Origin of the sequence: Nocardia sputorum (assembly GCF_027924405.1) — a bacterium.
Taxonomy (GTDB): Bacteria; Actinomycetota; Actinomycetes; order Mycobacteriales; family Mycobacteriaceae; genus Nocardia; species Nocardia sputorum.
Map to the genome: position 1 here is coordinate 3102872 of NZ_AP026978.1, position 24141 is coordinate 3127012.

Here is a 24141-nt window from a genome sequence, read left to right on the forward strand (position 1 = left end):
AACTATCGCCAGCGCGCCCGGCGCGGGAACAGCGTCCGGCCCGCCTCGTGCGAGATCTCCAGCAGCACCCGCGCGAGCTTGTCGAAACTCATCGCCTCGGCCCGCCCGGACAGCGACAGCGCCGCGGGGGCCGTGCCGCGACCGCGCAGCGGCGCTGCGACACAGGCGATTCCGTCCATCGATTCCTCGCGGTCCAGCGCCACGCCCTGGCGCAGCCGGATCTGGGCCAGCGCGCGGTGCAACGCGTCGGGCTCGGTGATGGTGTGCGCGGTCAGGCGCGGCAGCCGGGAATGGAACGCGGCTTCGGCGATGCTCGGTTCCAGGGCGGCCAGCATCGCCTTGCCCAGGGCCGTACAGTGCGCGGGCATGCGGCCGCCGAGGCGGGTCGGCAGCATTGCGGCCAAGCGGCCACCGGCCTTGTCCAGGTAGACGACCTCGCGTCCGTCGAGCACCGCGAGGTGGCCGACCATGCCGGTGCGCTGGCACAGCTCGTGCAACAGCGGACTGACGGCGTCGCGGATCTCGTTGTGATCCGCGGTGAGCCCGCCCAGCTCCAGGGTGCGCATGCCGAGCCGGTAGCCACCGGACGTGTGGGCCAGCCAGCGCAGCCGGATCATCTGGTCGAGGATCCGATGGACCGTCGAGCGCGGCAGGCCGGTGCGCTCGACCAGGCCGAGCAGCGTCAGCGTCGGCGTGGCGGCGTCGAACGCGTCCAGGATGAGGGTCATCCGCTCGATCATCGAGACGGGGACGTCCGTGGGGCCGGATTCGACGCTTCCGGGCCGGGCGCGGTGAGGCGCCCGGGTGGCTTCGGGCAGCATGGTGACGGTCATCTGAACCTCCGTCGGTCACATTCGGGCAGGTCGGCCAGGCATTACCTGCCCGGACTCCTGTGTCTCCCATCACACTGACGAATTCGCGACCGGGATGAATCGGGAGAACTACGTAGCTTCCACGGATCTGTATCTCGGTGACCGGACTCCGTTCTTGACCTCCCGCGGGCGGCAGCTGCTGTCATAGCTGTCAGGTATATGCCTGATCGAAATAGGAGGCCCGATGGAACCGGTGCTCGAGATGGACGGATCGCCGCTGGACGTGCGCGACTTCAAAGCCGTGCTGGGGCGCTTCTGCACCGGCGTCACAGTGATCACCGCGCACTCGGAAGACGGGCCGGTCGGATTCACCTGCCAGTCGTTCTCGGCGCTGTCGCTGGAGCCGCCCGCGGTCTGCTTCTGCCCGGCGCGCACGTCCACGTCGTGGCCGCGCATCCGCGCGGTGGGCCGGCTCTGCGTCAACATCCTGGCCCACGACCAGCAGGACATCTGCCGTCGGCTCGCGCGCAGCGGCACGGACAAGTTCGCGGGGGTCGACTGGGAGCCTTCGCCGAACGGCTCGCCGCGGCTGGCCGGAAGCATGGCGTGGCTGGACTGCGAGGTCGAGCAGGAGGTCGACGGCGGTGACCACACCATCGTGATCGCGCGCGTCACCGCCCTGTCGGAGCACCGTGAAGCCGCGCCGCTGCTGTTCTACCGCTCCGCGTTCGGGCGGCTCGGTGGAGCCTGAGCGCCTCCCGGCCAGTGGGACTGCGCATTTCCGCCCCCGCATGCCGAACCGAAATATCGAGGTGACAAACGTGCGCGAATTGTGGAGGAACCGATGACTACCGACACCGAGGTCCGAGTGATCGACGCGGGCGCTCCGCCCGCCCGGTACGCGCGCGGCTGGCACTGCCTGGGCCTCGCGCAGGACTTCCGGGACGGAAAACCGCACACCGTCGAGATCTTCGGCACCGAACTGGTGGTCTTCGCCGGTGCCGGCGGACAGCTCCACGTGCTGGACGCCTACTGCAGGCATATGGGCGGGAACCTGGGCGACGGCCGGATCAAGGGGGACTCGCTCGCCTGCCCCTTCCACGACTGGCGCTGGGGCGGCAACGGCCGCTGCACCGGCATTCCCTACGGCCGCCGCGTGCCACCCCGGGCGCGGACCCGTTCGTGGCCGACCCTCGAGCAGAACAAGCAGCTGTTCGTATGGAACGACCCAGAGGGCAATCCGCCCCCGGGACAGGTGACGATCCCGCGCATCGAGGGCGCGTTCAGCGACGAGTGGACCGACTGGACCTGGAACACCATGACGATCGACGGCGCGAACTGCCGCGAGGTGATCGACAACGTGGTGGACATGGCGCACTTCTTCTACGTGCATTTCGGTTTCCCGACCTACTTCAAGAACGTCTTCGAAGGTCACATCGCCAGTCAGTACATGACGTCGGTGTCACGCGAGGACATGATGGGGGAGACCGCGAAGGCGCTGGGCGGCAAGAATGTCCTGCACTCCGACGCCTCGTACTACGGCCCGTCCTACATGATCGATCACCTGCGCAGCGAGAGTGCCGGACTGACGGTCGAGGGCGTGCTCATCAACTGCCATTACCCCGTGTCACCCACGAAATTCGTGCTGCAGTACGGCGCGATCGTGAAGAAGCCCCACGGCGTGTCACCGGAGCAGGCCGAGGACATCGCGGCGAAGTTCGCCGGCGGTCTGGGCCGCGGCTTCGAGCAGGATGCGGCGATCTGGCAGCGCAAGACCCGCATCGACAACCCGCTGCTGTGCGAGGAGGACGGGCCGGTCTACCAGTTGCGCCGCTGGTACGAGCAGTTCTACACCGACGTGGCCGAGATCGACCCGAAGATGACCGACCGTTTCGAGTTCGAGGTCGACACCACCCGGGCGGTCACGGCCTGGGAGGCGGAGGTCGCCGAGAATCTCGCCGGGCAGCGCGCCGCCGCCGGAGCCTGAGCGAGATCGCGATGGAACGGATCACCTGCCGTACCTGCGACACCTGCGTGCTGGTCGAGAAGTACAGCCCGCAGCACACCAGCGTGCAGTGGACCACCGGCGCGGTGGCGGCGTGCGCCGAGTTCGCCGGGGCGGACAGCGCGCGGGTGCGGACCTGCGTCGCGCTGCGCGACAGCATCGATGCCGCCGTCGCCGGGGGTCGCCTCGGCATCGCCACCCGGGACGGGGACGTGCCGTGAGCGCGGCACACGCCGTGGACGACCGGAGAGGAGACAGAACAGTGGATCGGGCGGCCGTGGTGACGACGCAGGTTTCCGGCGACACCGACAGCCACCCGAGCGCGATGGTGCCCCTGCGCGTGCTGCAGGTGATCCGGGAGACCGACGATGCGGTGTCGCTGGTACTGGATCCGGCCTCTGGAGAGTCGAATTCGATCGCCTATCGGCCGGGTCAGTTCCTGACGCTGCGGATACCGAGTGAGCTGACGGGTTCGGTCAGCCGGTGCTATTCCCTGTCGAGTGCGCCGCATGAGGAAGGGCCGCTGAAGGTCACCGTCAAGCGAACGCCCGACGGCTACGGATCGAATTGGCTGTGCGACAACGCCGTCGCGGAACGGTTCTGGACGCGCTGCCGCCCGCCGGTGTCTTCACTCCCGCGTCGCTCGACGACGATGTGCTGTTGTTCGCGGCCGGCAGTGGGATCACCCCGGTGCTGTCGATTCTGAAATCGATACTGGCCGCCGGGGCCGGGCACTGCACGCTGATCTATGCCAACCGCGACGAACGATCGGTGATCTTCGCCGCCGAACTCGCCGATCTCTCCGCCCGCTATCCCGGTCGCCTGGTCGTGGTGCACTGGCTGGAGAGCGTGCAAGGGCTGCCGACCCGCGCGCAGCTCGCGGCGCTGGCCGGACCGTGGTCCGCGCGGGAGGCGTTCGTCTGTGGCCCCGGTCCGTTCATGGACGCGGTATCCGCGGCGCTGATCGGACTGGGCGCCTCGTCATGCGCGCGGGCTGCCCGCTGTCGTCGACGCTCGGCAGGCACACCAACGACAAGATGATCTCCTTCTACGTCCGCCCGCCCGGTGGCTGGGATCTCGAATACGGCACCGAGGGCATGCTGGTCGACGAATCCACCTACAGCGCCGAGGAGATCACCGCCGACAGCTACTAGGGCCACGAATGGTCGCGCGGCTGACTCGGCGGGTCTGCCACGCGGCGGCGTCCTAGACTGTCGATTCGAGGAGGAAGGACGCTGATGAAGCGAAATCTCAATTGCCCCTGCGGAGAGCGGATCGTCGGAACCGACGAGGACGATCTCGTGGCCAAGACGCAAGCCCACCTGGCGGAGAACCACCCCGGGCACGAGTACTCGCGCGACGAAATCCTGTTCATCGCGTATTGAGCGACGAGGGCTGCGCTCGGACTCACGCTCTCGGGCGCAGGCCTTCGATCATGTGGGTGGTGGTTTCGTCCACCAGTTCGTCGGCGGTCTCCGCGGCGATCACCCCCGAGCCGACGAAGGTGGCCAGACCTTGTAGCGCGGCGACCGCGGACAGCGCGATGCGCCGCGGATCGCCCGCGATCACTTCTCCCCGCTTCTGCGCTTCGGTGATGAGCGCGACCGGCGTCGCGAACGCCGCGTCCACGGCCCGGGACATCGCATCACCCGCGGCGGGGCTGTGCCTGCGCGCGAACATCAACGCGACGAGTTCCGAATTCTCGGTCGCGAAATGGAGATAGGTCCGGGCGAGGGCCCGGATGTGCCCGTCGGCCGAACGCGCGGCCGCCGTCTGCTCCAAGGCGGCGGCGAGACGTTGGAATCCGGACACCGCGATGGCGTCCAGTAGCGCCTGCTTGTCCTTGAAATGCCGGGTCGGAGCGGCGTGACTGACTCCGACGTCACGGGCCAGTCCGCGCAGTGACAGGCCGTCGACGCCGGATTCGCGCAGCGTCGCCTCGGCACGCTGGAGCAGCTCGGCCCGCAGGTCGCCGTGGTGGTAGGACCGGCTTCGAGTGATCGGCATGGTGTATGCAGGATAACAAAATGTAGGCGTTGCCTACTTTGTAGGCAGTGACTACATTGACTCGCATGACGGTTCGGACCTTCACCGCCCCGATCGCAGTGCTGACGGTCTTCGCGGCGCTGCTGGGCACGATGTACCTCGGCTACGCGAGCAATACCGAGAAGAACCTGCACGACTTTCCGATCGCCCTGGTCAATCAAGACGTCGGCGACACGCTCGACGGCAAGCCCGCCAATGTCGGCGCCCAGGTCACCGACGCACTGGTCGCGGGTATGCCGGCGGACAAGATCGACCTGCACGTCGTCGGCATCGCCGAGGCGCGCAAACAATTGCAGCAGGGCGAGGTCTACGGCGCGATCGTCATCCCGTCCGATTTCACCAAGCGGCTGGCGATCCTGGGCGCGGGCGCCGTGGTGCCCGGGCAGATCGAGCGCCCGGTGATCACGATCAACACCAACCCGCGGATCGGCCCTTACACGACCGGCATCATGCAGCGCATCGCCGATCGTGCGCTGAGCCAGGTGGACGAGACCGTCGGCAAGAACCTGACCGACCAGGTGAACTCCGCCCTCGCCGCGGGGCCGGGCACGCCGGTCGAGGTCAGTGGCGCCGCCCGCCTGATGCTCGCCGACCCGGTGCAGATCGTCACCGCGCCGTATCGTCCGATGGACGACGGGGCGGGCCAAGGCCTGGTCGCCTTCTTCTACACCTTGATCCTGCTGCTGGCGGGCTTCACCGGAGCCATGATCATCCACACGCTCGTCGACTCCGTCCTCGGATTCACTCCCACCGAGTACGGCCCCTGGTTCGTCCACCCGCCCGCCACCGGGATCTCCCGGCTCCGCACTCTGCTGGTGAAGTGGGCGGTCATCATCACCGCGGCGCCGATACTGTCCGGGATATTCCTCGCCGTGGCCGCGGTGCTGCGGGTTCCGCTGGACAACCCACTGCTGCTGTGGCTCTACGGCATCCTCGCCATCGTCGCCGTCGGCGTGACCGCATTGGCCGTCCTGGCCACATTCGGGACCGCCGGACTGCTGGTCAACCTGATCCTGTTCGTCGTCCTCGGCCTGCCGTCGTCGGCCGCCACGGTCCCGCTGGAGGCGACGCCCGCCTATATCGCGAAGCTGGCCGCCTTCGAACCGATGCACCAGATCTACCTGGCCGTGCGCGCCATCCTCTTCTTCGATGCCCGCGCCGAAGCCGGTTTCGGTGCCGGGCTGTGGATGACGTTGCTCGGTCTCGGCATCGGCTTGGCGCTCGGTGTCACGGCCACCTACGCCTACGACCGCCGCGGACTGCACCGCGCGACAGCGCCCGGCAGCGCTCCGGTCGTGGGTGCGCCCGCTGTCGCCGGGTGAGTCGGAACCGGGTGATCAGTCGTCGGCGGCGGCCAGGAGCGCGTCCAGCCGCTCCGGGTCGACGCCGAAGCCGGTGAGGCGGTCGAGCGGGATGGAGGCGATCATCCGCATCATGTCCACGCCGAGCGCCGTCGCGTCACCCATGCTCGCGGACATGCCGCCGAACACTTCGGCCAGCGCGGCCGCCGCCTTCGGATCGGCCAAGGCCTCGCCGAGCGTCGACTCCGCCGTGATCGGGATACGCAGTTCGTCTCCGGCGACGTCGATCGACGCGGTGGCGCGCAGGTCACGGCTGGACGCGCCCGCCCACACCTGGTAGGCGCCGCCTTCGACGACCCAGCGGTCGACCCGAGTGTCCCAACAGGCCAGATCGTCTCGCGGAAGAAGCAACGAGACCTCTTCGCGCGCACCGGGTTCGAGTTCGGCGGTGACTGCGACACCCTTCAGTTCGCGGGCAGGACGCGCGACGGGCGAGCCGGGCAGCGTCGTATACACCTGCACCACTTCCCGGCCTGCGCGCGAGCCCGTATTGGTGATGCCGACGCGGACCGTGATCCCCGCTTCGTCTGCCTCGAGGGTCAAGTCGGAGTAGTCGAACGTGGTGTAGGACAGTCCGTGCCCGAACGGATAGCACACGTCCATATCCCGGCTGTCGTACCAGCGGTAGCCCACGTATAGGCCCTCGCCGTAGCGCACGTGCGAATGCTCGCCGGGGAAGTTCAGATAGGCCGGGGTGTCCTGCAACCGCATCGGCACGGTCTCCGCGAGCCGTCCCGACGGATTCACCACGCCGAACAACACGTCGGCGAGTGCGCCGCCCCCGGCTTGGCCGAGTAGCCCGCCATCCAGGATCGCGGGCGCGAGGGCGGCTACCGGGGCCAGCCGCACCACGCCGCCGTGCGCGAGGACCACCACCGTGTCCGGTTGCGCTCGCACCACCGCGTCCAGCAGTTCGAGCTGCTCACCGGGCAGCTCCAGGTGCTCTCGGTCGAATCCTTCGGATTCTTGCGCGGCGGCCGAGCCGAGGAACAGGATCGCCACGTCCGCATCCCGGGCTGCGGCGACAGCGTCCGCGCGCAGCGCGTCGTGGTCGGTGTCGGTGCGGTTCGTGGTGAATCCGGGACTGTAGGAAACGGTTCCGGCGCCCGCGAGCGCGCGGATCTCGTCGAGCGGCACATCGAGCCGGGTCGGGGTGACGTGCGAGCTGCCGCCGCCCTGGTATCGCGGTTCCACCGCGAATTCGCCGATCACGGCGACCGAGCGCCCCGGGGCGAGCGGCAGGAGGCCGCGGTGGTTCCGCAACAGCACCACGCAGCGTGCGGCGACCTCTCGGGCCAGGCGGTGGTGCTCGTCCGCGGTGTACCGCGTTTCGTCCTGCTCGCGTCCGGCTGCGACCCGTGCCGCCAGTGTCGCAACGTTCCGCGCGGCGCGGTCGACGTCGGCCGGGTCCAGTGTGCCCGACGCCATCTCCGCGACCACTCGTGCGTCGGAGATGCCGGTGCCGCCCGGCATCTCCAGATCCAAGCCGGCCGTCACGGCCGCAGGACGGTCGGCCACCGCACCCCAGTCCGAGATCACCGCGCCGTCGAATCCCCATTCGCCACGCAGCACGTCGGTGAGCAGCCATCGATTCTGCGCGGCGGGCACACCGTTGATCCGGTTGTAGGAGCACATCACCGTCCACGGCCGGGCGGTGCGCACGATGTGGGCGAACGCGCGCAGGTATATCTCGCGCAGCGGGCGTGGGTCCACGTCGGAACTCGACCGCATCCGGTCGTGTTCGGCATTGTTGGCGGCGAAATGCTTCAGGGAGGCGCCCACTCCGGTGCCCTGCACACCCGTCACCCATGCCGCGCCGAGCAGACCGGTCAACAGCGGATCCTCCGAGTAATACTCGAAATTGCGGCCCCCGCGCGGATCGCGCTTGATGTTGACTCCTGGCCCGAGCAGCACGTCCACGTCCAGTGCGCGGGCCTCCCGGCCCAGCGCCGCGCCCACTCGGCGCACCAACTGGGCGTCCCAGCTCTGCGCGAGCCCGACCGCGGGCGGGAAGCAGGTGGCGGGCAGGCTCGCGGCCAACCCGAGGTGATCGGTCGCGCCGGCCTGCCTGCGCACACCGTGCGGGCCATCGGTCATGGTCACCGAGATGACGGGACCGATCGCCTTGGTGGTCCAGAAGTCGGCGCCGCTGCCGAGCGCGGCGCGTTGCTCCGGGGACAGATCGGTGAGGTCGGGTTCGCTCGTCATCGAGGCTCCTCGGGTCGAGACCGGTACCGAAAACAGTATGCGAGCTCTACGCCCTTTCTCCGTCGAAGCGACCCCGCCTGGCCACCCGCCCACGAGTATTCTCGCGACCGCTACCGCACGGTCCGCGACGCCCTCGCCCGCGCTGTCGCCGACCTCCGCGAAGCGGGCCGCCTGTCGGCAGATCTGGGACCCCGATCGCTGCGCCGTGCTCGCCATGGCTCTGCTCGACGGACTGCAGACGCAATGGCTGTACGACTCGGACGTGGACATGGCCGACCACGTGGCCGCCGAAACCTGGCGCACCCGGCTGTCGGCAAGGTCGTGCACGACGGTCTCGCGGCCGCGCCGGCCGGATCGTTCGCGGCCCGCGAACCCGTGCGTGATCGGGCACGATGCTGCGACCCGCCCCCGGTAGTATCGGGCTTGGTGGTTCGCCTCGGCCGTCCCTCGCTCGGCCGGGCGGCGGCCACGGGAGTGGGAGATGAGCGCGCGCGACGGCCCCAGCCTGCGGCGGTTGCATCGCAGCACCCGGGTGCTGGTGATCGCCGCCACGGTGTTCGTCGTGTCGTTGCTGGTCGTTCCCCGGCTGATCAGGGCCTATGTCGGCTGGCTGTGGTTCGGCGAAGTCGGATTCCGTGGTGTCTGGCTGACCGTGCTGCTCACGCGGCTGTCGGTGTTCCTCGTCATCGCATTGCTCATCGGTGGCGTCCTTTTCACGGCGATGTGGCTCGCGTTCAGATTCCGCCCGCTGTTCGTTCCCGAGTCCGAGGAAGAAGACAGCCTCCGCCCGTATCGGGCCGCGGTGCTCCGGCGGCCGCTGCGGTTCGGTCTCGGCGTCGCCGCCACGGTGGGGCTCATCTGCGGCCTGGCCGCGCAGTCGAGCTGGATGACCATCCAACTGTTCCTGCACGGCGGGTCCTTCGGTGTGTCGGATCCGCAATTCGGTCACGATGTCGGGTTCTTCGTCTTCGACCTGCCCTTCTACCGATTCGTCGTCAACTGGCTGTTCATCGCCGTCGTCCTCGCCTTCGTCGCCGGGCTGGTGACGCACTATCTGCTCGGCGGACTGCGGCTGTCCAGGAAAGCGGGCGGCCTGACCCACTCGGCCCGCGTCCAGCTCGCGATCTTCGCCGGCGCGTTCATCCTCTTGAAGGCGATCGCTTACTGGCTCGACCGGTATTCGCTGCTTTCCAGCCGCAGCAAGGAGCCCACCTTCGCGGGACCGGGCTACACCGACATCAACGCGGTGCTTCCGGCTCGCCTGATTCTCTTCGCGATCGCCCTCATCTGCGCCGCGGCGGTCTTCGCCGCCGTCGTCGTGCGCGATTTGCGGATTCCGGCGATGGCCGCCGCGCTGCTGCTGTTGTCGTCGATCCTGGTCGGCGCCGTCTGGCCGTGGGCCGTCGAGCAGTTCTCCGTCCGCCCGAACGCCGCCGACATGGAGCGCGTGTACATCGAACGCAACATCGCGGCCACCCGGCAGGCGTACGGGATCGGCGGCGATCGAGTCGAGTACCAGCCATATTCCGGCGTCGGTAGCAAGCCGCCGTCCGAGGTCCCCGCGGACGTCACCACGCTCGCCGACGTCCGCCTGCTGGACCCGAACGTCCTCTCCCGGACGTTCACCCAGCAGCAACAGCTGAAGAACTTCTACAGCTTCCCACCGCATCTGGATCTGGACCGCTACCGCATCGGTGGGCAACTACGCGACTACGTGGTCGCGGCGCGCGAGCTGACCCCGAGCGCGCTGAGCGGCAACCAGCGCCATTGGGTCAATCGGCACACCGTCTACACGCACGGGAACGGATTCGTCGCCGCACCGGCCAACCGGGTGAACGCGGCGGTCCGCGAGGCCGCGGGCGACGCCGCCAGCAGCAACAGCGGGTACCCGATCTACGCGGTCGGCGACATCGCGTCGCAAGCGTCCGGTCATCAAGTGATCCGAGTGGATCAGCCGCGGGTGTATTTCGGCGAAGTGATCGCCCACGCCAGTCCGGACTACGCCATCGTGGGCGGCGGCGCCGAGCCCCGGGAGTACGACACCGACACCACCAAATACACCTACACCGGCGCGGGCGGGGTGCCGATCGGGAATTGGCTCAACCGCCTCGCCTTCGCCGTGACGTACACCGAACGCAACATCATCTTCTCCAAGGCGATCGGTCCCGAGTCGAAGATCATCTTCAATCGCGATCCGCGCCATCGCGTCGAACTCGTCGCCCCGTGGCTGACCACCGACAACAACCCCTACCCAGCCGTCGTGAACGGCCGCATCGTGTGGATCGTCGACGCGTACACCGCGATCGACGGCTATCCCTACGCCAAGCGCAGCTCGCTGGAAGCCCTCGAACCGGGGGACGACAACCCCCGCGGGTCTCCCCGTCAGGTGTCCTACGTGCGTAACTCCATCAAGGCCACCGTCGACGCCTACGACGGCACGGTCACGCTGTACCAGGTCGATCGACAGGATCCCGTCCTGGCGGCGTGGATGAAGGTCTTCCCCGGCACGGTCGAACCCGAGGACGCGATCACTCCGGAGTTGCGCGCCCACTTCCGGTACCCGGAGGACTTGTTCACGATCCAGCGGGAGATGCTCGCCAAATACCACGTCGACGAACCGCGAGAGTTCTTCACCACCAACGCTTTCTGGTCGGTCCCCAGTGACCCCACCGTGGAAACCAACCCGCACCAACCCCCGTTCTACGTCCTGATCGGCGATCAGAGCAGCGCCGAACCGTCGTTCCGGCTGGCCAGCGCGATGGTCGGATACAACAGGGAATTCCTCTCCGCCTACGTCTCGGTCCGCTCCGACCCCGAGAACTACGGCAAGATCAGCGTGTTGCAGCTGCCCACCGACACGCTCACCCAGGGCCCGCAGCAGATCCAGAACTCGATGATCTCCGACACCAGAGTGGCCTCCGAGCGGACGCTGCTCGAGCGCTCGAACCGGATCCAGTACGGCAACCTGCTCACCCTGCCGATCGCCGACGGCGGCGTCCTTTACGCCGAACCGCTTTTCACCGAGCGGATCTCGACCGCACCGAACGCCTCGACGTTCCCGCAGCTGGCGCGAGTGCTGGTCAGCTACCGCGAACCCGGCACGGGCGGCGTCCTGGTGGGCTACGCGCCGACCCTCGCCGAGGCGCTGGACCAGGTCTTCGGTCCCGGCACCGGCCGGCTCGCCACACCACCCGGCGGCGGCCCAGGCGCGCCACTGCCGCCAGGTCAGCAGCCCGCGCCGCCGCCGGCAGCGCAACCGCCCGCGCAGGCGCAACCGCCGGATCGCGCGAAGATCGCCGAACTCAACGCGCAGATCGACGAAATCCGGGCCGCCCTGGAACGTCTGCAGAAGCAGCTCAACGAACTCGAGCGCAACGGTCGCTGACGTTCGCGTCCTGGACCTGTCGACTGCGGCCCTACTCGGATTCGGCTGCGGCCGAGGCGCTTTCGACGGACGGGGCAGGCCGCGCGTCCGGCAGGTGGACGAGGATCAGGCCGACGCCTGCGATCAGGAAGTTCTGCAACGCGGCCGACGACGCGTTCACGTCGTCATTGGCCCACATGCGGAACCACTCGCCGCCGACGGTCAGGAACCCGCCCGCGAACAGCATCACCGCCATGGTCCAGCCCAGGCTCGACAATTTCGCCGCCACCTCGAGTCCGGCTCGGATCCGGCGCGGCCGTCCGCTCAGCGCCCGCACCCACGCGGCTCCCGCGGCCAGCAGCACGAAGGCGATCAAGAACTCCCAGATCACCACCAGGATGTAGGCGACGAGCGCGACATTACCGTTGGTGATCGCGCGCCAGTCCGTTCCCGGATTGTGGATGGTCGCCTTCATCGACAGCACCGCCGCCACGCCGTTGCGGTTGGTGTCGGTGTCCACGCAGTTGGTGAACGCGACGAACAGGTAGTAGAAGCCGGTGATGGTGGCCAGTGTCGCCACCGCCATCCGACGGCTGCCCACCACATCGAGAACCTTTGCGCCGCTGCGCATCATCTGGCCTACCTCGGGTCGATGGCATGGATGTCCGGACTTGAAGGCGTCGACGATCGTATAGGCCGCCGAACGCGGTCTCTCCCCACAGCGGGGGAGCCGGATCGCGTCCGAGCCCGGAAACGCGGCGACTGCGCCACCGGGCACGGTGACGCAGTCGCATACTGCGGGCTCGAACGTCTCAGCGGGGGGCGCGATCCCGCCGAGCTGTCCGTCTTACTGTGCGGTGGTCTGCCGCTTCGGCAGCTTCCATCCCGGCCGCGGGAAGTGGCAGGTGTAGCCGTCCGGGTAGCGCAGCAGGTAGTCCTGATGCTCCGGCTCGGCCTCCCAGAACTCGCTCGCCGGCGTCACCTCGGTGACCACCTTGCCGGGCCACAGGCCCGAGGCGTCCACGTCGGCGATGGTGTCCAGGGCGATCCGCTGCTGGTCGTCATCGAGATAGAAGATCGCCGAACGGTAACTGGTCCCGATGTCGTTGCCCTGACGGTCCTTCGTCGTCGGATCGTGGATCTGGAAGAAGAACTCCAGCAATTCCCGGTAGTCCGTCCGGGCCGGGTCGTAGACGATCTCCACGGCCTCCGCATGGCCCGGGTGGTTGCGGTACGTGGGATGGTCGTTGCGCCCACCGGTGTAGCCGACGCGCGTCGACACCACCCCCGGCTGCTTGCGGATCAAGTCCTGCATGCCCCAGAAGCATCCACCGGCCAGAATCGCCTTCCGCGTGTCGGTCACGCCTCCTCCTTCGCGAAGAGAGTCCTGTACTGCCCGTAGCCTTCCGCCTCGAGGTCGTCGAGGTGGATGAACCGCAGCGCTGTCGAATTGATGCAGTACCGCAAGCCGCCCGCCGCGCGGGGACCGTCGGTGAACACATGCCCGAGATGGCTGTCCCCGAACGCCGAACGCACCTCGGTCCGGACCATCAGATGACTGAAGTCCCGCTTCTCCACCACGTTCCCGGCTTCGAGCGGTTTGGTGAAACTCGGCCATCCCGTGCCACTGTCGAACTTGTCGACCGAGGCGAACAACGGTTCACCGGAGACCACGTCCACATAGATGCCCGGCTCGTGGTTGTCCCAGTACTCGCCCGTGAACGCCCGCTCGGTCCCGTTCTCCTGAGTGACGTGGTACTGCTCAGGGGACAAGGCGGCGACCGCCGCAGGATTCCGGTTGTACTCCCGTGCCACATGACCTCCTCATATCGGCCCCAGGTACAACCCGCGCGCCCGGCCGGAAAATCCCGGCGAGCCGGGCGTCACACCCCGCTGCGGCCGCCCGTGCCCGGCGGTTCGGTTCGCGGCTACGCCGTGGGGCTCACGGTGGCTTCCGCGGCTGCCGGAGCAGCGCTTTCCGGTGCCATTCTCCGCGGCACCGTGAACACGGCGAACAGGCAGAAGATCGCGACGACGAAGCAGGCGAGGGTGTACCACAGATTTCCGATAGGGTCTCCTTCGCCGGTCACCCCGTCGACGGCACCGAAGAAATCGGGCAACGCGGTCACCCAGAGGAAAGCCATCACGCACAGGTACACCGCGCTGCAAATACGGATGAAGTCGTTCCGATAGGGCACTGCGTCCGCCGCGTCGCGCCGTAGCCGTAGCCATTGGCCGCAGAGAACGACGACGGCGACAACGGTGACGACGACCAGTTCGGCGGCGTAGAGAATTCCGCGCACAGTCGTGCTACCCATGCCGAATACCGTCGCGGGAATGGGCAGCACGGCGGTGCCCAACGACGCGAGTACGCCGATGACGATCGTGCGCCCTACCAATTGCGGGCCGGAGAAGATTCGTCCCCGGTCGACGTGGCGGCCGACGAACAATTGGACGCAGAACGCGAGGGACATCGGCCACAAGGCGGCGAACACGACCACACTCGGGAGCGGCACGGAATCGAACATCGGCTGATTCATCGGGTTGTCGGTCGACCACTCCCACCAGCGCAACTGCGGGCCGAGATGGTCGAAGATCTCGTAGAACGCGTGGTGGACGAAACCCACGCACGCGGATCCGACGAGAACCCCGTACTGCCGGAATACCCCGAGCATCCTGACGATCTCGAACGCCAGCGTAGCCATGAACGGGTAGATCGCGATGATGTAGAGCGGTAATCGACCCCAGAGGAATTCCACGGTGAACAGGTTGTGCGCGAACATCGTGTCGACGTGCGCGTCGATGCCGAACGCCGCGGGAAAGTACAGCGGTGGCTCGATGATGAACAGATACGCGGTCGCGCCGAACCAGAGCACCAGATTGGTGGGGTCGCCATGGCGGCGTAATCGCACGATCGCGTAGACGAGCGCGAGGATGGCGCCCAGGACGATGGTGAATTCGAGGACGGGCAGCGTCCAGTTCTCCAACGCGAACGGGTTTCGTATCTCGACCGGTCCGCCCGCCTCCTCGCATGAGAAGCCGAGCGCCGTGGCGAGCCGGTCGAAGGTGGGTGCGCAATGATCAGCCATCGGTCCGGCTCCTAGCGCGCGACCGCGTCGGCGGTGTACCAATGTGAGACGTCGTAGCCGGCTTCGTAACGCTCGAACCACACGTCGGCGAGCGCGGGCAGCTTCTCGTGATCCGGGTTGTGCTTGGGCAGCTGGCTGCGGATGATGCCCACGAGAGCCACGAGTTGCTCGCCGAGCGGGAGATGGTCGAACGCGCGCGGCATCGGGCCGTTGTCTTCCGCGTGCAGAAACGGCAACCATTTACGCAGCTTCTGCCCGCGCCGGTACGTCGCGAACATCGATAAGGCGTCGACCTTTCGTTCCTCCAGGGGGACATGCTTGTTGAAGCCTGCGCAGGCGACCCTGATGACCTTCATCACGTGACGGAAGATCGACGGCGCCATCCGCATGCGATACACGTCGCTTCCGACGACAGAATCGAAAATGATCAGCGCGGAACTGCGGTGTTCGACCTCTTCGACGAAGTGCCAGATGAACAATGACGCCACGCGGTCGTCTCCCGGCCGGAACAGGGTCGAGTCGTTGTCCAGCATCAGTTTGAACACCGGGGTGAAGGTCGCCTCCAGATCGGCGGTATAAGCGAGCCGGTATTCGACCGGAGTGTTCACGGTGAGGCGATCGAATTCCCCGATCACTTCGTTGAGCGTCTCTTGCAGCCCCGGATAGCGCCTGATCAAAGCGTTGGCGTGCTGGCGGTGCGCGGTGGAGTGCTGCCCCTCCTGGCGCACGAACGCGTCGGCTTCCTCGGCGACCTCCGGATCGGTGATCAGCGGCATGGCCTCGCGGATCATGTTGACGATCATCTTCTCGAAGCCGATCGCCAGGAAGGACACCGCGTTGGCCATGGACGAGAAGGCCGGGTTCTCTTCGTTCCACAGGAAGGGCACGTCGTAGTCCGCGAATGCGAAGCGCATCTTCCGGACTTGCAGATCGGTCACGTGGTTATACCTCGACTTTCGAAATGAACCGGTCCGGCGGCACCACTCGGATGCGCCGAGCCGTGGTGGAGCTGATCATACACACAACTGTCCGAGTGTATGATCAGAATCGACGCGTCGACCCGGGGCGCGATCGCCTTGTGATACGGTCGAGCCCTTGATCCGGATGGTCGGCAGGCGCTCCATCCAGCGGGTTCGCAAGCGACGGGCTTCGAGTCGAGGAAGCGGGCAGTGGCAGGAAGGCGCGGGTGGGGCGGGAGTCCGCCGAAGGACGACGAGGAAGCCTCTCGCCGCATCGTCGACGCCGCGGTCGATCTGATCGGGCGGACGGGTTCGGAGATCAGCATCGCCGACGTCGCCGAGTCGCTGGGGGTCATCCGGCAGACGGTCTACCGATACTTTCCCAGCGCCGACGCGCTGATGACGGCCGCGGCGATGGCGTCGGTCGACGGTTTCCTCGATCGGCTGACCCAGCAGGTCAGCGGTATCGAGGACGCCGTGGAAGCGATGACCGAGGGCGTGGTGTACACCTTGGCCGAGGTGCGCCGAACGCCGCATCTCGGCATCTTGTTGTCGAGCACATACTCGAACGTGCACCCGGAGAGCCTGACCTCAGAGGAGGCGCAGGCCTTCGGGATGACGATGATCAAACGCTTCGACGTCGACTGGGCGCGCTACGGGTACGACGACGAGTCGCTGCACGAACTCGTCGAGTACGTTCTGCGCACGATGCAGTCGTTCTTCATTTCCCCGGGCAATCCGCCGCGTGGAGAGGACGACCTGCGGCGCTATCTCCGACGGTGGATGGGGGCCGCGATCCTCGCCCAGATGAAGCCCTCGGCGAGCGTGTAGCCGGAGCGATCGTCGCAGAGTATCGCCGCGCGCACAGCGGCGGCAACGAACCGGGGCGTCTCGCGGTGGCCCCTTCCGGTGCCCGATGGGGACGTGGCGGTCAGCTCTTGTCGTCGAGGCGGACGTTGACGAAGACACGGCCGCGTTCATCGCGTCGAGCTACCGCGTGTCCGCGCCTATCCACGCCGTGCAAATGCAGCGTGATGGGTCCGCCCTCGCCCAGGAAGTTGCGCCACCAGGTCTTCTTGTCCGGCATAGCGACTCCGATGACGAGCCCGTCTCCCTTGCGCCAGTAGTTGACGGGTGTGCTGAATGTTCGCCCGGACCGACGGCCCACATAGGTGATCACCACGAATCCCCTGCCCAGCAGCCGCCCGAGCACCGGCGCGCCGAGTAGGGCGGCCACTCCGGCGTTCACCGCATGTACAGCGCGTCCCGCCACCGTCTTCGATCCCACGACTTCCTCCCGAACATCCGGCGAACACCGTCACCCTAATCGCTACCGCGAAGACGAGCTCGATCCAGGAGTGGGGAAGCGCACCATATTTCCGTTTTGCGACGCCCGGCTTCTGGTTGGAGGCAGGAATCGCCGATTGGTCGGCCCGCCCGGTGAGCGCGGCTCGATACTCGTGCACGACCGTCGTCACGACGGCCGGAGGCGAACGCACAGAAGGGAAACCGATGACAACCAGCCTGCCCGCATTCCCCGCGGCGAACGAGGATCTGCTGGACACCTGTATCCGGCTCCGGGAGATCGCGCCGGTGGTCGAGGTGGAATTTCCCGGCGGCGTACCCGCCTACCTCGCACTGACGCACGACGCGGTACGCGAGATCCTCGCCGGAGACAACAAGACATTCGCGCGGGATCCGAAGCATTGGCCCGCCCTGCACGACGGTTCGATTCCGGAGGACTGGCCGCTGCGCGCCGTCGTGCAGGGCGACCATCTGTCCACCAAGGACGGCGACGACCACCGGCGCCTGCGCGGCCTGATCAGCAAGGCGTTCACGCCGAGCCGGGTACAGGCGCTGGAGCCGCGCGTGCAACAGATCATCGACAAGTTGCTGGACGAGGTGGTGGCCGCCGGTGACGGCGTCGATCTGGTCCCCACCTTCACCGAGGCGCTGCCCATGGCGGTGATCTGCGAGCTATTCGGCGTGCCGGAACAGGAGCGGGATCGGCTGCGGCGCTGGACGGCTACCCTGCTGGCGCACACCACGCCGCCCGAAGAGGCGTTCGCGACCCAGAACTCGCTGATGACCTACCTGTACGAGCTGGCGGACCGGAAGCAGGCGGAGCCCGGCGACGACCTCACCACGGGCCTGGTGCAAGCGCGCGACCAGGACGACAAACTGACGGCCGACGAACTGGTCGCCGTTCTGTGGATCATGCTGGTGGCCGGCCACGAGACCACGGTGCACATGCTCGGACACGCCATCCTGGCGCTGGCGCAACACCCCGATCAGCTCGCCCTGGCCAAGGCGGAGGACCGCTGGGCCGATGTGGTGGAAGAGACTGTGCGCTACCGCCATTCGGTGATGATGACGAGCTGGCGGTTCACCCTGACGGAAGTCACCGTTGGCGGTGTGACCATCCCCAAGGGTAAGGCGGTCGGTGTCGCCTACCAAGCCTGCGGGATCGACCCGGCGGAGTACGGGGAGACCGCGAACGAGTTCGACATCACCCGGCGCCAGCGGGGCGGACATCTCGGGTTCGGCCACGGCCCGCGCTACTGCATCGGCGCCGGCTTGGCCCGTCTCGAGGGCAGGCTCGCGCTCGCCTCGCTCTATCGGCGGCTGCCGGACCTCGAGCTCGCCATCGACCCCGCCGAGATCCCGTACTCGCCGTCCTTCTTCACGGTCGGCCCGCTCTCGATCCCGATCAAACTGGGTGCCGACAAGAAGTGAGTCCTGCTCGACGCGGCGACCGGTCCGGGGGTCTACGGACTCGCACGGTGCCGCTTGCCGCGTCGCGCGCACATTCCGTCAGTGGACAGCGTGGTGAACGCATGCGCATAGCCCTCACCGACTGAGCGTTCTCCGCCATCACAGCAGTCGAGGGGCATGAGGACGGCGCTCGAAGTCAGCTCACCGCTTCCGGCGTGGGGGATGCGGTGTCGTATCTCTCCCGATTGGCGAGCACCTCGTCCATATGGCTCTCCGCCCACACCTTGACGCCGCGCATGATCTCGTGCAGCGAGAGCCCCAGGTCGGTCAGTTCGTAGGTGACCGTGACGGGGACCGTCGGTGTGACCGTGCGAGTCAGCAGCCCGTCACGCTCGAGGGAGCGCAGGGTCTGGGTGAGCATCTTCTGACTGACCCCGGCCAGCCGCTGCGACAGCTCGGAATATCGCAGCGCTCGCGGCTGGCCCGCGCACTCCGCTTCGGCGTGCGGACCGTCGCTGCCCAGCGCGGCCAGCACCAGCGCCACCCATTTGCCGGAGATGCGGTCGAGCAGCTGACGGCTGGGGCACTGCGCGAAGAACGCGTCGTAGTCCAGCTTCTCCTGCGCCCGTCGCTGGGCTGCCGTCCTGGTCGGCATCGGCCTTTCCTTCCTACCGCGCGGTGGTATACGCACTTCGAAGTGCGTACTTCCTGTTGGAGAGTTACTCGCCCATTGTGGGGTAGCAGTACCCACAACTCCAGGAGGCAGCACATGTCCACCACATTTCGCGCCGCGGTCGTCCGGACGCCGAGCGGCCCGGACGCCATCGAGATCATCGACGTACCGGTCGTCGACCCGGGCCCGGGTCAGGTCCGGGTCGCGATCGCCGGGGCCACGGTCAACCCCGTCGACTTGGCGATCGTCGCCGGGGGGTTCCACGAACTCGGATTGATCGACCAGCCCGACCACACCGGCCTGGGCTCGGACTTCGCGGGCACCGTCACCGCGGCCGGTCCGGATGTCGGGTTGCCGGTAGGCAGCCGCGTCGCGGGCTTGCTCGGCGGATTCGACCGCGACTTCGGCACCTACGCCGAACAATTGATCGTCTCTGCAAGCGACATCGTCGCGGTGCCCGATGGACTGGACCTGATCGCGGCGGCCACGGTGCCGCTGAACGGCTTGGCCGCGGCCCAGACGGTCGACCTGCTCGGCGATGGCGGCGGCCGGACCCTGCTGGTCACTGGGGCGGCGGGCGCGGTCGGCGGGTACGTCGCCGCGCTGGCCCAGGATCGCGGCTGGCGGGTCACCGGACTGGCCCGCGCCGAGGACGAGGAGTTCGTGCGCGGCCTCGGCGCCGACTTCACCGCGACGGCCGTGCCCGGCTGGGACGCCGTCGCCGACGGTGCGGCGCTCCAGGGGGAGGGGCTCGCCCTTGTTCGCGACGGCGGCCTCTTCGTCGGCGTGCGGCCGGGAATGGCGCCGGCCGCGCAACGCGACATCACCGTGCGTGCCGTAGAGACGCGGTTCGACGCCGCCCAGCTCACGCAGCTACTCCACGCCACCGTGACCGGCCGACTTCCAGCGCGGGTGCACGCCACGCTACCGCTCGAGCAAGCCGCCGCGGCGCACCGCGCGGTCGCGAAGGGCGGCGTGCGCGGGAAGTACGTGCTCCGGCCCTGAGCTTCGGTGCGTGGGATCGCTTCGCCGACGAGTTCGGGCACGGCGCCGGCGGTCGGTGCGCGTGCACTCGGTCGCCGGCCCCGCCGGAGGACGGACCGCAGCTCGCCGAGCGAGCGGGCGGTAATCCAATTCTGCAACGTTTCCGCTGGTCAACAGCCGATTGCGAACGGAGAACGCCTCGCCGATTCGTCAGACGATTCATTACTTGTCATGTCACGCTGCTGCGGTCCGCAGTTCCTCGGCAACTGGCAGGAAGGATCGATGACGCGTATGTCACAAGGAGTTTCGATCGTCGGGACCACCTCGGAACAGCTCGCACGCATCGCCCGGGAAGGGGCTTGGGACCCCCAAGGGCAGGTTCGGCCGGAAGCGGTGCAGTTCGCGTCGAACTTGGTGACCGCCGTGCGGGAGCGCAGTGGCGAGGGGCTGGTGCCCGGCGACGTGGCGGACCTGGTGAACCGGGCGCTGAACGTGGCCGTGCCGACGTTCCCGCGCATCGAAGTGTCCGGCGGGATCACATTGTCGGCGCACATGCTGCGGCAGACCACCACCCAGCCGTGCCCGCTGGTGGTCTTCCCGGCGGGGTGGACACCGTTCGGATGGCCGCTGTTCGAGTACGCCTACCTCACGCTCGCGGCGAAGGGCTACCACGTACTGGCCTACACGCCGCGGGGAATCGGGTTGTCCGCCCTGCCGGGCACGAACGTGCCCTGGTTCGGCACGTCCGAAGGCACCGTCGATGTCGCCGGTCCGAAGGACCGGACGGACGGCTCCACGGTGCTCACCTACGCGATAGACGCCCTCGCGCCCAGCCGCATCGCCTTCATGGGCGAATCCTACGGCTCGGGTATCAGCCAGCTCGTGGCCGCGGAGGACGAACGCGTCGATGTCGTCGTCGCCCTGAGCACCTGGGGCAATCTCGCGACCAGCATGTACGACAACGGCACCCGCCACGTGCGGGCCGTCGAGGCGCTGATCGGCTTGACCGGCGGCGCGCAAGAGGAGAAGTTCGACGCAGAGGCGCTGGAGATCCTGGCGAAGTTCGACGCCGGTGACGACATGGATCCGGTGGTCGATTGGGGCAACGACCGCGCCCCGGAGCGCTACGCCGGTTCCCGCGAGATTCCGACCTTCTTCTCCAACACCTGGCACGAAGGACTTTTCCCGGTGAACCAGGTGCTGGAGACCTTCGAGAAACTCCCGCGGCCGAAACGGCTGAACATGTGGATCGGCGACCACGCGGCGCCGGAAGGCCCCGGTCTGATCGCTCCGCCCGCGCACGGCGCAGGACCGAACGTGCCCTTGCTCGAGGCCTATGCCTGGCTCGATCACTATCTCAAGGACGAGGACAATGGCGTCGACAAGTGGCCGGAGATCAGCAACCAGGTCATGTTCACGTACGTGACCACTCCGGCTTCGGGCGACGGTCGGAACGTGATCGTCGAACCGGCGCGCCGCGAGGAGAAGGCCTCATGGGCCGACGTCACCACCGACACCGAATCGCTGTCCCTGACCGACGTGCGCGAGGGCGGCGACGGCGCGCTGAGCCCCGACATCGCGTCCGGCTGGCAGCGTAGCTTCGTCGTGGGCGACGAACCCGAGGTCATCGCGATGGACAAGCTCATGCGGACCGGTCAGGAAGAGTGGGCCGGGAATCCCAAGATCTACCGCACCGACGAGATAGACCGCTCATATGCCCTGGTCTGGTCGACGGGACCGCTGCTGGCCGCCCGAGGCGGCGTCGCCCGGCAGATCCGTGGCGTGCCCCGGCTGGAACTGACCGTCGACAGCTCCGACGAGTCCGCGACGGTCGTGGCCTACCTGCTCGACGTGGACGAGGACGGCACGGCGAGAATCATTACGCACGAGCCCAAGACGATCGAGTCGGGACTGCCCGCCACTGTCGCCTGGGAGTTGCAAGGCGCCGCCTACGACGTGCCGGACGGTCACCGGCTGATGCTGGTCATCGACGGCATGGACCCGTTCTATTCCAGCGTCAACCGGGTCGGGTCGACCATCACGATCAGCGCACCGGATGACGCGCCCTGCTGTTTGGAGCTGCCACTCGGCTGACCGCCGCACGTGGCCCGGGCGGGTAGCGGACCCGGGCCACGCCTGGATCGACCCGACGTCGTCCGCGCGCCCTCGGCGGGGGTCAACGGGCGGCGACTCAGGCGGGCGCGGAGATGATGCGGTTGGCCTTGGCTTTGACCGCGTCGGGCAGGACGTGGTTGGCCAGGCCAAATGCCTTGGTGAGCAGCGAGGCGGCGAAAATCTGCTGGCGGCCGCCGAGCAGGGCATCGACGCCCTGGCGCGCGACGTCGGCGGGGTCGTCCTTGGGCAGTCGGCCGATGCGAGTGCCGAGCATCCCTGCGCGGCGGAAGAAGTCGGTGTCGGTCGGGCCGGGCAGTAGCGCGGTCACGGTGACATCGGTGTCGCGGAGCTCTTCGCGCAATGCTTTGGCGAACGACTGGATGAAGGATTTGGACGCGTTGTACACCGCCTGCCGGGCGCCTGGCATCGTGGCGGCGATGGACGAGGTGAACAGCAGCTTGCCGTCGTTGCGAGCGACCATGTCGCGCACGACGAGTTTGGCCAAGTGCACCGTCGAGCGCACGTCCAGATCGATGACGGCGAGTTCGTCGTCGAGGTCGGTCTCGGCGAAGGCGCCTCCGCGGCCGATGCCCGCGTTGAGCGCGACGGCGTCCGGCTTGCGGTCGTTCTCGGTGGCCGCGCGGTAGAGCTGCTCGACGCCGTCGGCGGTTCGCAAATCGACCTGCACCGGCCGCACCTCGTGCTGCGGGTGATGCAGCGAAGCGGCGGCGGTCTTGATGGCATCGTCCTCCGCGGCGATCACGACGTCGTAGCCGTGTTCGATGAACTGCCGGGCCAGTTCGAAGCCGATACCACTGGAGGCTCCGGTGACAAGTGCTAGTGGTTTGTCGGTCATGTGCTGCGGCTACCCACTTCAGCCGTCCCCATACCCGCTGGGTCGGCGGACCGCGGCCGCGGGCGGTGGACCGCTCTCGTCTCGGCGTGGGCGCGCCCGGCTCGGTAATCTGCAGGAGTGTCCGCCGCGCCCGCCGACGCCGACGCACCGATCGCTCCGGTGCGAGACGGAGTGTTCTTCACACTTCCCGCCGCGTTGCCGCGTGGCCGCCACAATCTGGGGCGAGAGCAGGTGCTGGCGGCGCAACGGGAACGGCTGCTGGTGGCGGTGACCGAACTGCTGGCCGCGCGCGGTTACGCCGGCTTCGGCCCCACCGACGTCGCGAAGCGGGCCGGAGTCTCGCTGGCGGCTTTCTACGACGCGTTCGCCAACAAGGACGAGTGCGTCTTCGCGGGCTACGACCGTTTCATCCAGGTACTGCTGACCCAGCTCACCGGCGCGGAGGTGGTGGGCCGGGACCGGCGGTCCATCGTGGCGGAGGCGCTCGGCCAGTACCTCGGATCACTGCAGAACGACCTGGTGGTCGCGCGGGCTTACCAGGTGGAGATCGACGCGCTGGGTCCGGCCGCGCGGCGGCGCAGGCGGAAATCGATCCGGCTGTTCGCGGAGTACATCCGCGGTCTGGTGCGAAGCGCGACGGGGAATCGGCAGCCGCTGCTGTCCGTCACCGCTTACATGGCCGTCGTCTACGCCGTACGTCAGCTCACCGCCGACGCGCTCGACGAGTCGGACGAGCCGGATCTCACCGTACTGAGCGCCGACCTGGAGCCCTGGCTCACCGATCTGTTCCGCGAACGCTGATCCGCCGTGCGCGGTAGCGCGGCCGAGCTTGACATGACAGCCGCCGTCCCGCAGCATTGGCGTAAAGCCCGTTACTTCGATACCGCCCGCATCGGCGTGGCACGCCGCCGACCGTCCGATACCGCCGTCGTCGATCCTCGCGACGGATGCCTG

The 24141-nt window shown here is 67.8% G+C and carries 22 protein-coding genes and 2 pseudogenes; 13 read left to right on the forward strand and 11 right to left on the reverse strand.

The window, feature by feature from the left end:
* Positions 1-2: 2 nt before the first annotated feature.
* A complete protein-coding gene (locus QMG86_RS14205) occupies positions 3-833 on the reverse strand; it encodes an IclR family transcriptional regulator (protein ID WP_350356388.1) in 831 nt (276 codons plus the stop codon).
* 223 nt (positions 834-1056) lie between these two features.
* On the opposite strand from QMG86_RS14205, the gene QMG86_RS14210 reads away from it, so the two are divergent.
* From QMG86_RS14210 to QMG86_RS14235, 6 genes and pseudogenes are all read left to right on the forward strand, one after another.
* A complete protein-coding gene (locus tag QMG86_RS14210) occupies positions 1057-1563 on the forward strand; it encodes a flavin reductase family protein (protein WP_281880042.1) in 507 nt (168 codons plus the stop codon).
* 93 nt (positions 1564-1656) lie between these two features.
* The gene (locus QMG86_RS14215; protein ID WP_281880043.1) at positions 1657-2799 is read left to right on the forward strand and encodes a 3-ketosteroid-9-alpha-monooxygenase, oxygenase component; all 1143 of its coding nucleotides are present in this window, start codon (positions 1657-1659) and stop codon (positions 2797-2799) included.
* 11 nt (positions 2800-2810) lie between these two features.
* Positions 2811-3038: a hypothetical protein gene (locus QMG86_RS14220; RefSeq protein ID WP_281880045.1), complete on the forward strand. Its 228-nt coding sequence runs from the start codon at positions 2811-2813 to the stop codon at positions 3036-3038.
* Positions 3039-3142: 104 nt separating this feature from the next.
* A pseudogene (locus QMG86_RS14225) lies at positions 3143-3792 on the forward strand (FAD-binding oxidoreductase); the annotation flags it as partial.
* A gap of 23 nt (positions 3793-3815) precedes the next feature.
* Positions 3816-3971, forward strand: a pseudogene (locus tag QMG86_RS14230) (2,3-dihydroxybiphenyl 1,2-dioxygenase); the annotation flags it as partial.
* Between the two features lie 84 nt (positions 3972-4055).
* On the forward strand, positions 4056-4202 hold the full coding sequence (locus tag QMG86_RS14235; protein WP_159840470.1) for a DUF1059 domain-containing protein: 147 nt from the start codon (positions 4056-4058) through the stop codon (positions 4200-4202).
* Positions 4203-4224: 22 nt separating this feature from the next.
* On the opposite strand, the gene QMG86_RS14240 is transcribed toward QMG86_RS14235, so the two are convergent.
* Complete coding sequence (locus QMG86_RS14240) at positions 4225-4824, reverse strand: TetR/AcrR family transcriptional regulator (RefSeq protein ID WP_281880047.1); 600 nt, start codon at positions 4822-4824, stop codon at positions 4225-4227.
* Between the two features lie 65 nt (positions 4825-4889).
* On the opposite strand from QMG86_RS14240, the gene QMG86_RS14245 reads away from it, so the two are divergent.
* Positions 4890-6185 (forward strand): YhgE/Pip domain-containing protein, encoded by a 1296-nt coding sequence (locus QMG86_RS14245; RefSeq protein ID WP_281880048.1) that lies wholly within the window; start codon positions 4890-4892, stop codon positions 6183-6185.
* Positions 6186-6200: 15 nt separating this feature from the next.
* Here QMG86_RS14245 and QMG86_RS14250 read toward each other — a convergent pair whose 3' ends face one another.
* Positions 6201-8432: a glycoside hydrolase family 3 C-terminal domain-containing protein gene (locus QMG86_RS14250; RefSeq protein ID WP_281880050.1), complete on the reverse strand. Its 2232-nt coding sequence runs from the start codon at positions 8430-8432 to the stop codon at positions 6201-6203.
* Positions 8433-8913: 481 nt separating this feature from the next.
* Here QMG86_RS14250 and QMG86_RS14255 point away from each other — a divergent pair, with 481 nt between their 5' ends.
* Positions 8914-11817 (forward strand): UPF0182 family protein, encoded by a 2904-nt coding sequence (locus tag QMG86_RS14255; protein ID WP_281880052.1) that lies wholly within the window; start codon positions 8914-8916, stop codon positions 11815-11817.
* A 31-nt stretch (positions 11818-11848) separates the two neighbouring features.
* On the opposite strand, the gene QMG86_RS14260 is transcribed toward QMG86_RS14255, so the two are convergent.
* From QMG86_RS14260 to QMG86_RS14280, 5 genes are all read right to left on the reverse strand, one after another.
* Complete coding sequence (locus QMG86_RS14260) at positions 11849-12400, reverse strand: DUF2165 domain-containing protein (RefSeq protein WP_281880054.1); 552 nt, start codon at positions 12398-12400, stop codon at positions 11849-11851.
* Positions 12401-12643: 243 nt separating this feature from the next.
* Complete coding sequence (gene msrA, locus QMG86_RS14265) at positions 12644-13111, reverse strand: peptide-methionine (S)-S-oxide reductase MsrA (RefSeq protein WP_434085684.1); 468 nt, start codon at positions 13109-13111, stop codon at positions 12644-12646.
* Positions 13112-13155: 44 nt separating this feature from the next.
* On the reverse strand, positions 13156-13611 hold the full coding sequence (msrB, locus tag QMG86_RS14270; RefSeq protein ID WP_281880056.1) for a peptide-methionine (R)-S-oxide reductase MsrB: 456 nt from the start codon (positions 13609-13611) through the stop codon (positions 13156-13158).
* 113 nt (positions 13612-13724) lie between these two features.
* Complete coding sequence (locus QMG86_RS14275) at positions 13725-14885, reverse strand: DUF7802 domain-containing protein (RefSeq protein ID WP_281880057.1); 1161 nt, start codon at positions 14883-14885, stop codon at positions 13725-13727.
* Between the two features lie 11 nt (positions 14886-14896).
* Complete coding sequence (locus QMG86_RS14280; protein WP_281880058.1) at positions 14897-15823, reverse strand: metal-dependent hydrolase; 927 nt, start codon at positions 15821-15823, stop codon at positions 14897-14899.
* Between the two features lie 231 nt (positions 15824-16054).
* Here QMG86_RS14280 and QMG86_RS14285 point away from each other — a divergent pair, with 231 nt between their 5' ends.
* Positions 16055-16675, forward strand: a complete 621-nt coding sequence (locus QMG86_RS14285) for a TetR/AcrR family transcriptional regulator (RefSeq protein WP_281880059.1) — start codon at positions 16055-16057, stop codon at positions 16673-16675.
* Between the two features lie 100 nt (positions 16676-16775).
* On the opposite strand, the gene QMG86_RS14290 is transcribed toward QMG86_RS14285, so the two are convergent.
* Positions 16776-17132 (reverse strand): hypothetical protein, encoded by a 357-nt coding sequence (locus tag QMG86_RS14290; protein WP_434086181.1) that lies wholly within the window; start codon positions 17130-17132, stop codon positions 16776-16778.
* A 224-nt stretch (positions 17133-17356) separates the two neighbouring features.
* On the opposite strand from QMG86_RS14290, the gene QMG86_RS14295 reads away from it, so the two are divergent.
* On the forward strand, positions 17357-18580 hold the full coding sequence (locus tag QMG86_RS14295) for a cytochrome P450 family protein (protein WP_281880060.1): 1224 nt from the start codon (positions 17357-17359) through the stop codon (positions 18578-18580).
* Positions 18581-18755: 175 nt separating this feature from the next.
* Here the strand turns inward: QMG86_RS14295 and QMG86_RS14300 are convergent, their stop codons facing one another.
* A complete protein-coding gene (locus QMG86_RS14300) occupies positions 18756-19214 on the reverse strand; it encodes a winged helix-turn-helix transcriptional regulator (RefSeq protein ID WP_281880062.1) in 459 nt (152 codons plus the stop codon).
* Positions 19215-19328: 114 nt separating this feature from the next.
* Here QMG86_RS14300 and QMG86_RS14305 point away from each other — a divergent pair, with 114 nt between their 5' ends.
* Both QMG86_RS14305 and QMG86_RS14310 read left to right on the forward strand, forming a co-directional pair.
* Complete coding sequence (locus QMG86_RS14305) at positions 19329-20237, forward strand: NADP-dependent oxidoreductase (protein WP_281880064.1); 909 nt, start codon at positions 19329-19331, stop codon at positions 20235-20237.
* 270 nt (positions 20238-20507) lie between these two features.
* Positions 20508-22310, forward strand: a complete 1803-nt coding sequence (locus QMG86_RS14310) for a CocE/NonD family hydrolase (protein ID WP_281880066.1) — start codon at positions 20508-20510, stop codon at positions 22308-22310.
* 97 nt (positions 22311-22407) lie between these two features.
* Here the strand turns inward: QMG86_RS14310 and QMG86_RS14315 are convergent, their stop codons facing one another.
* A complete protein-coding gene (locus tag QMG86_RS14315; RefSeq protein WP_281880068.1) occupies positions 22408-23187 on the reverse strand; it encodes an SDR family NAD(P)-dependent oxidoreductase in 780 nt (259 codons plus the stop codon).
* Positions 23188-23304: 117 nt separating this feature from the next.
* On the opposite strand from QMG86_RS14315, the gene QMG86_RS14320 reads away from it, so the two are divergent.
* Positions 23305-23988, forward strand: coding sequence for a TetR/AcrR family transcriptional regulator (locus QMG86_RS14320; protein WP_281880069.1), 684 nt, complete (start codon positions 23305-23307; stop codon positions 23986-23988).
* Positions 23989-24141 lie beyond the last annotated feature (153 nt).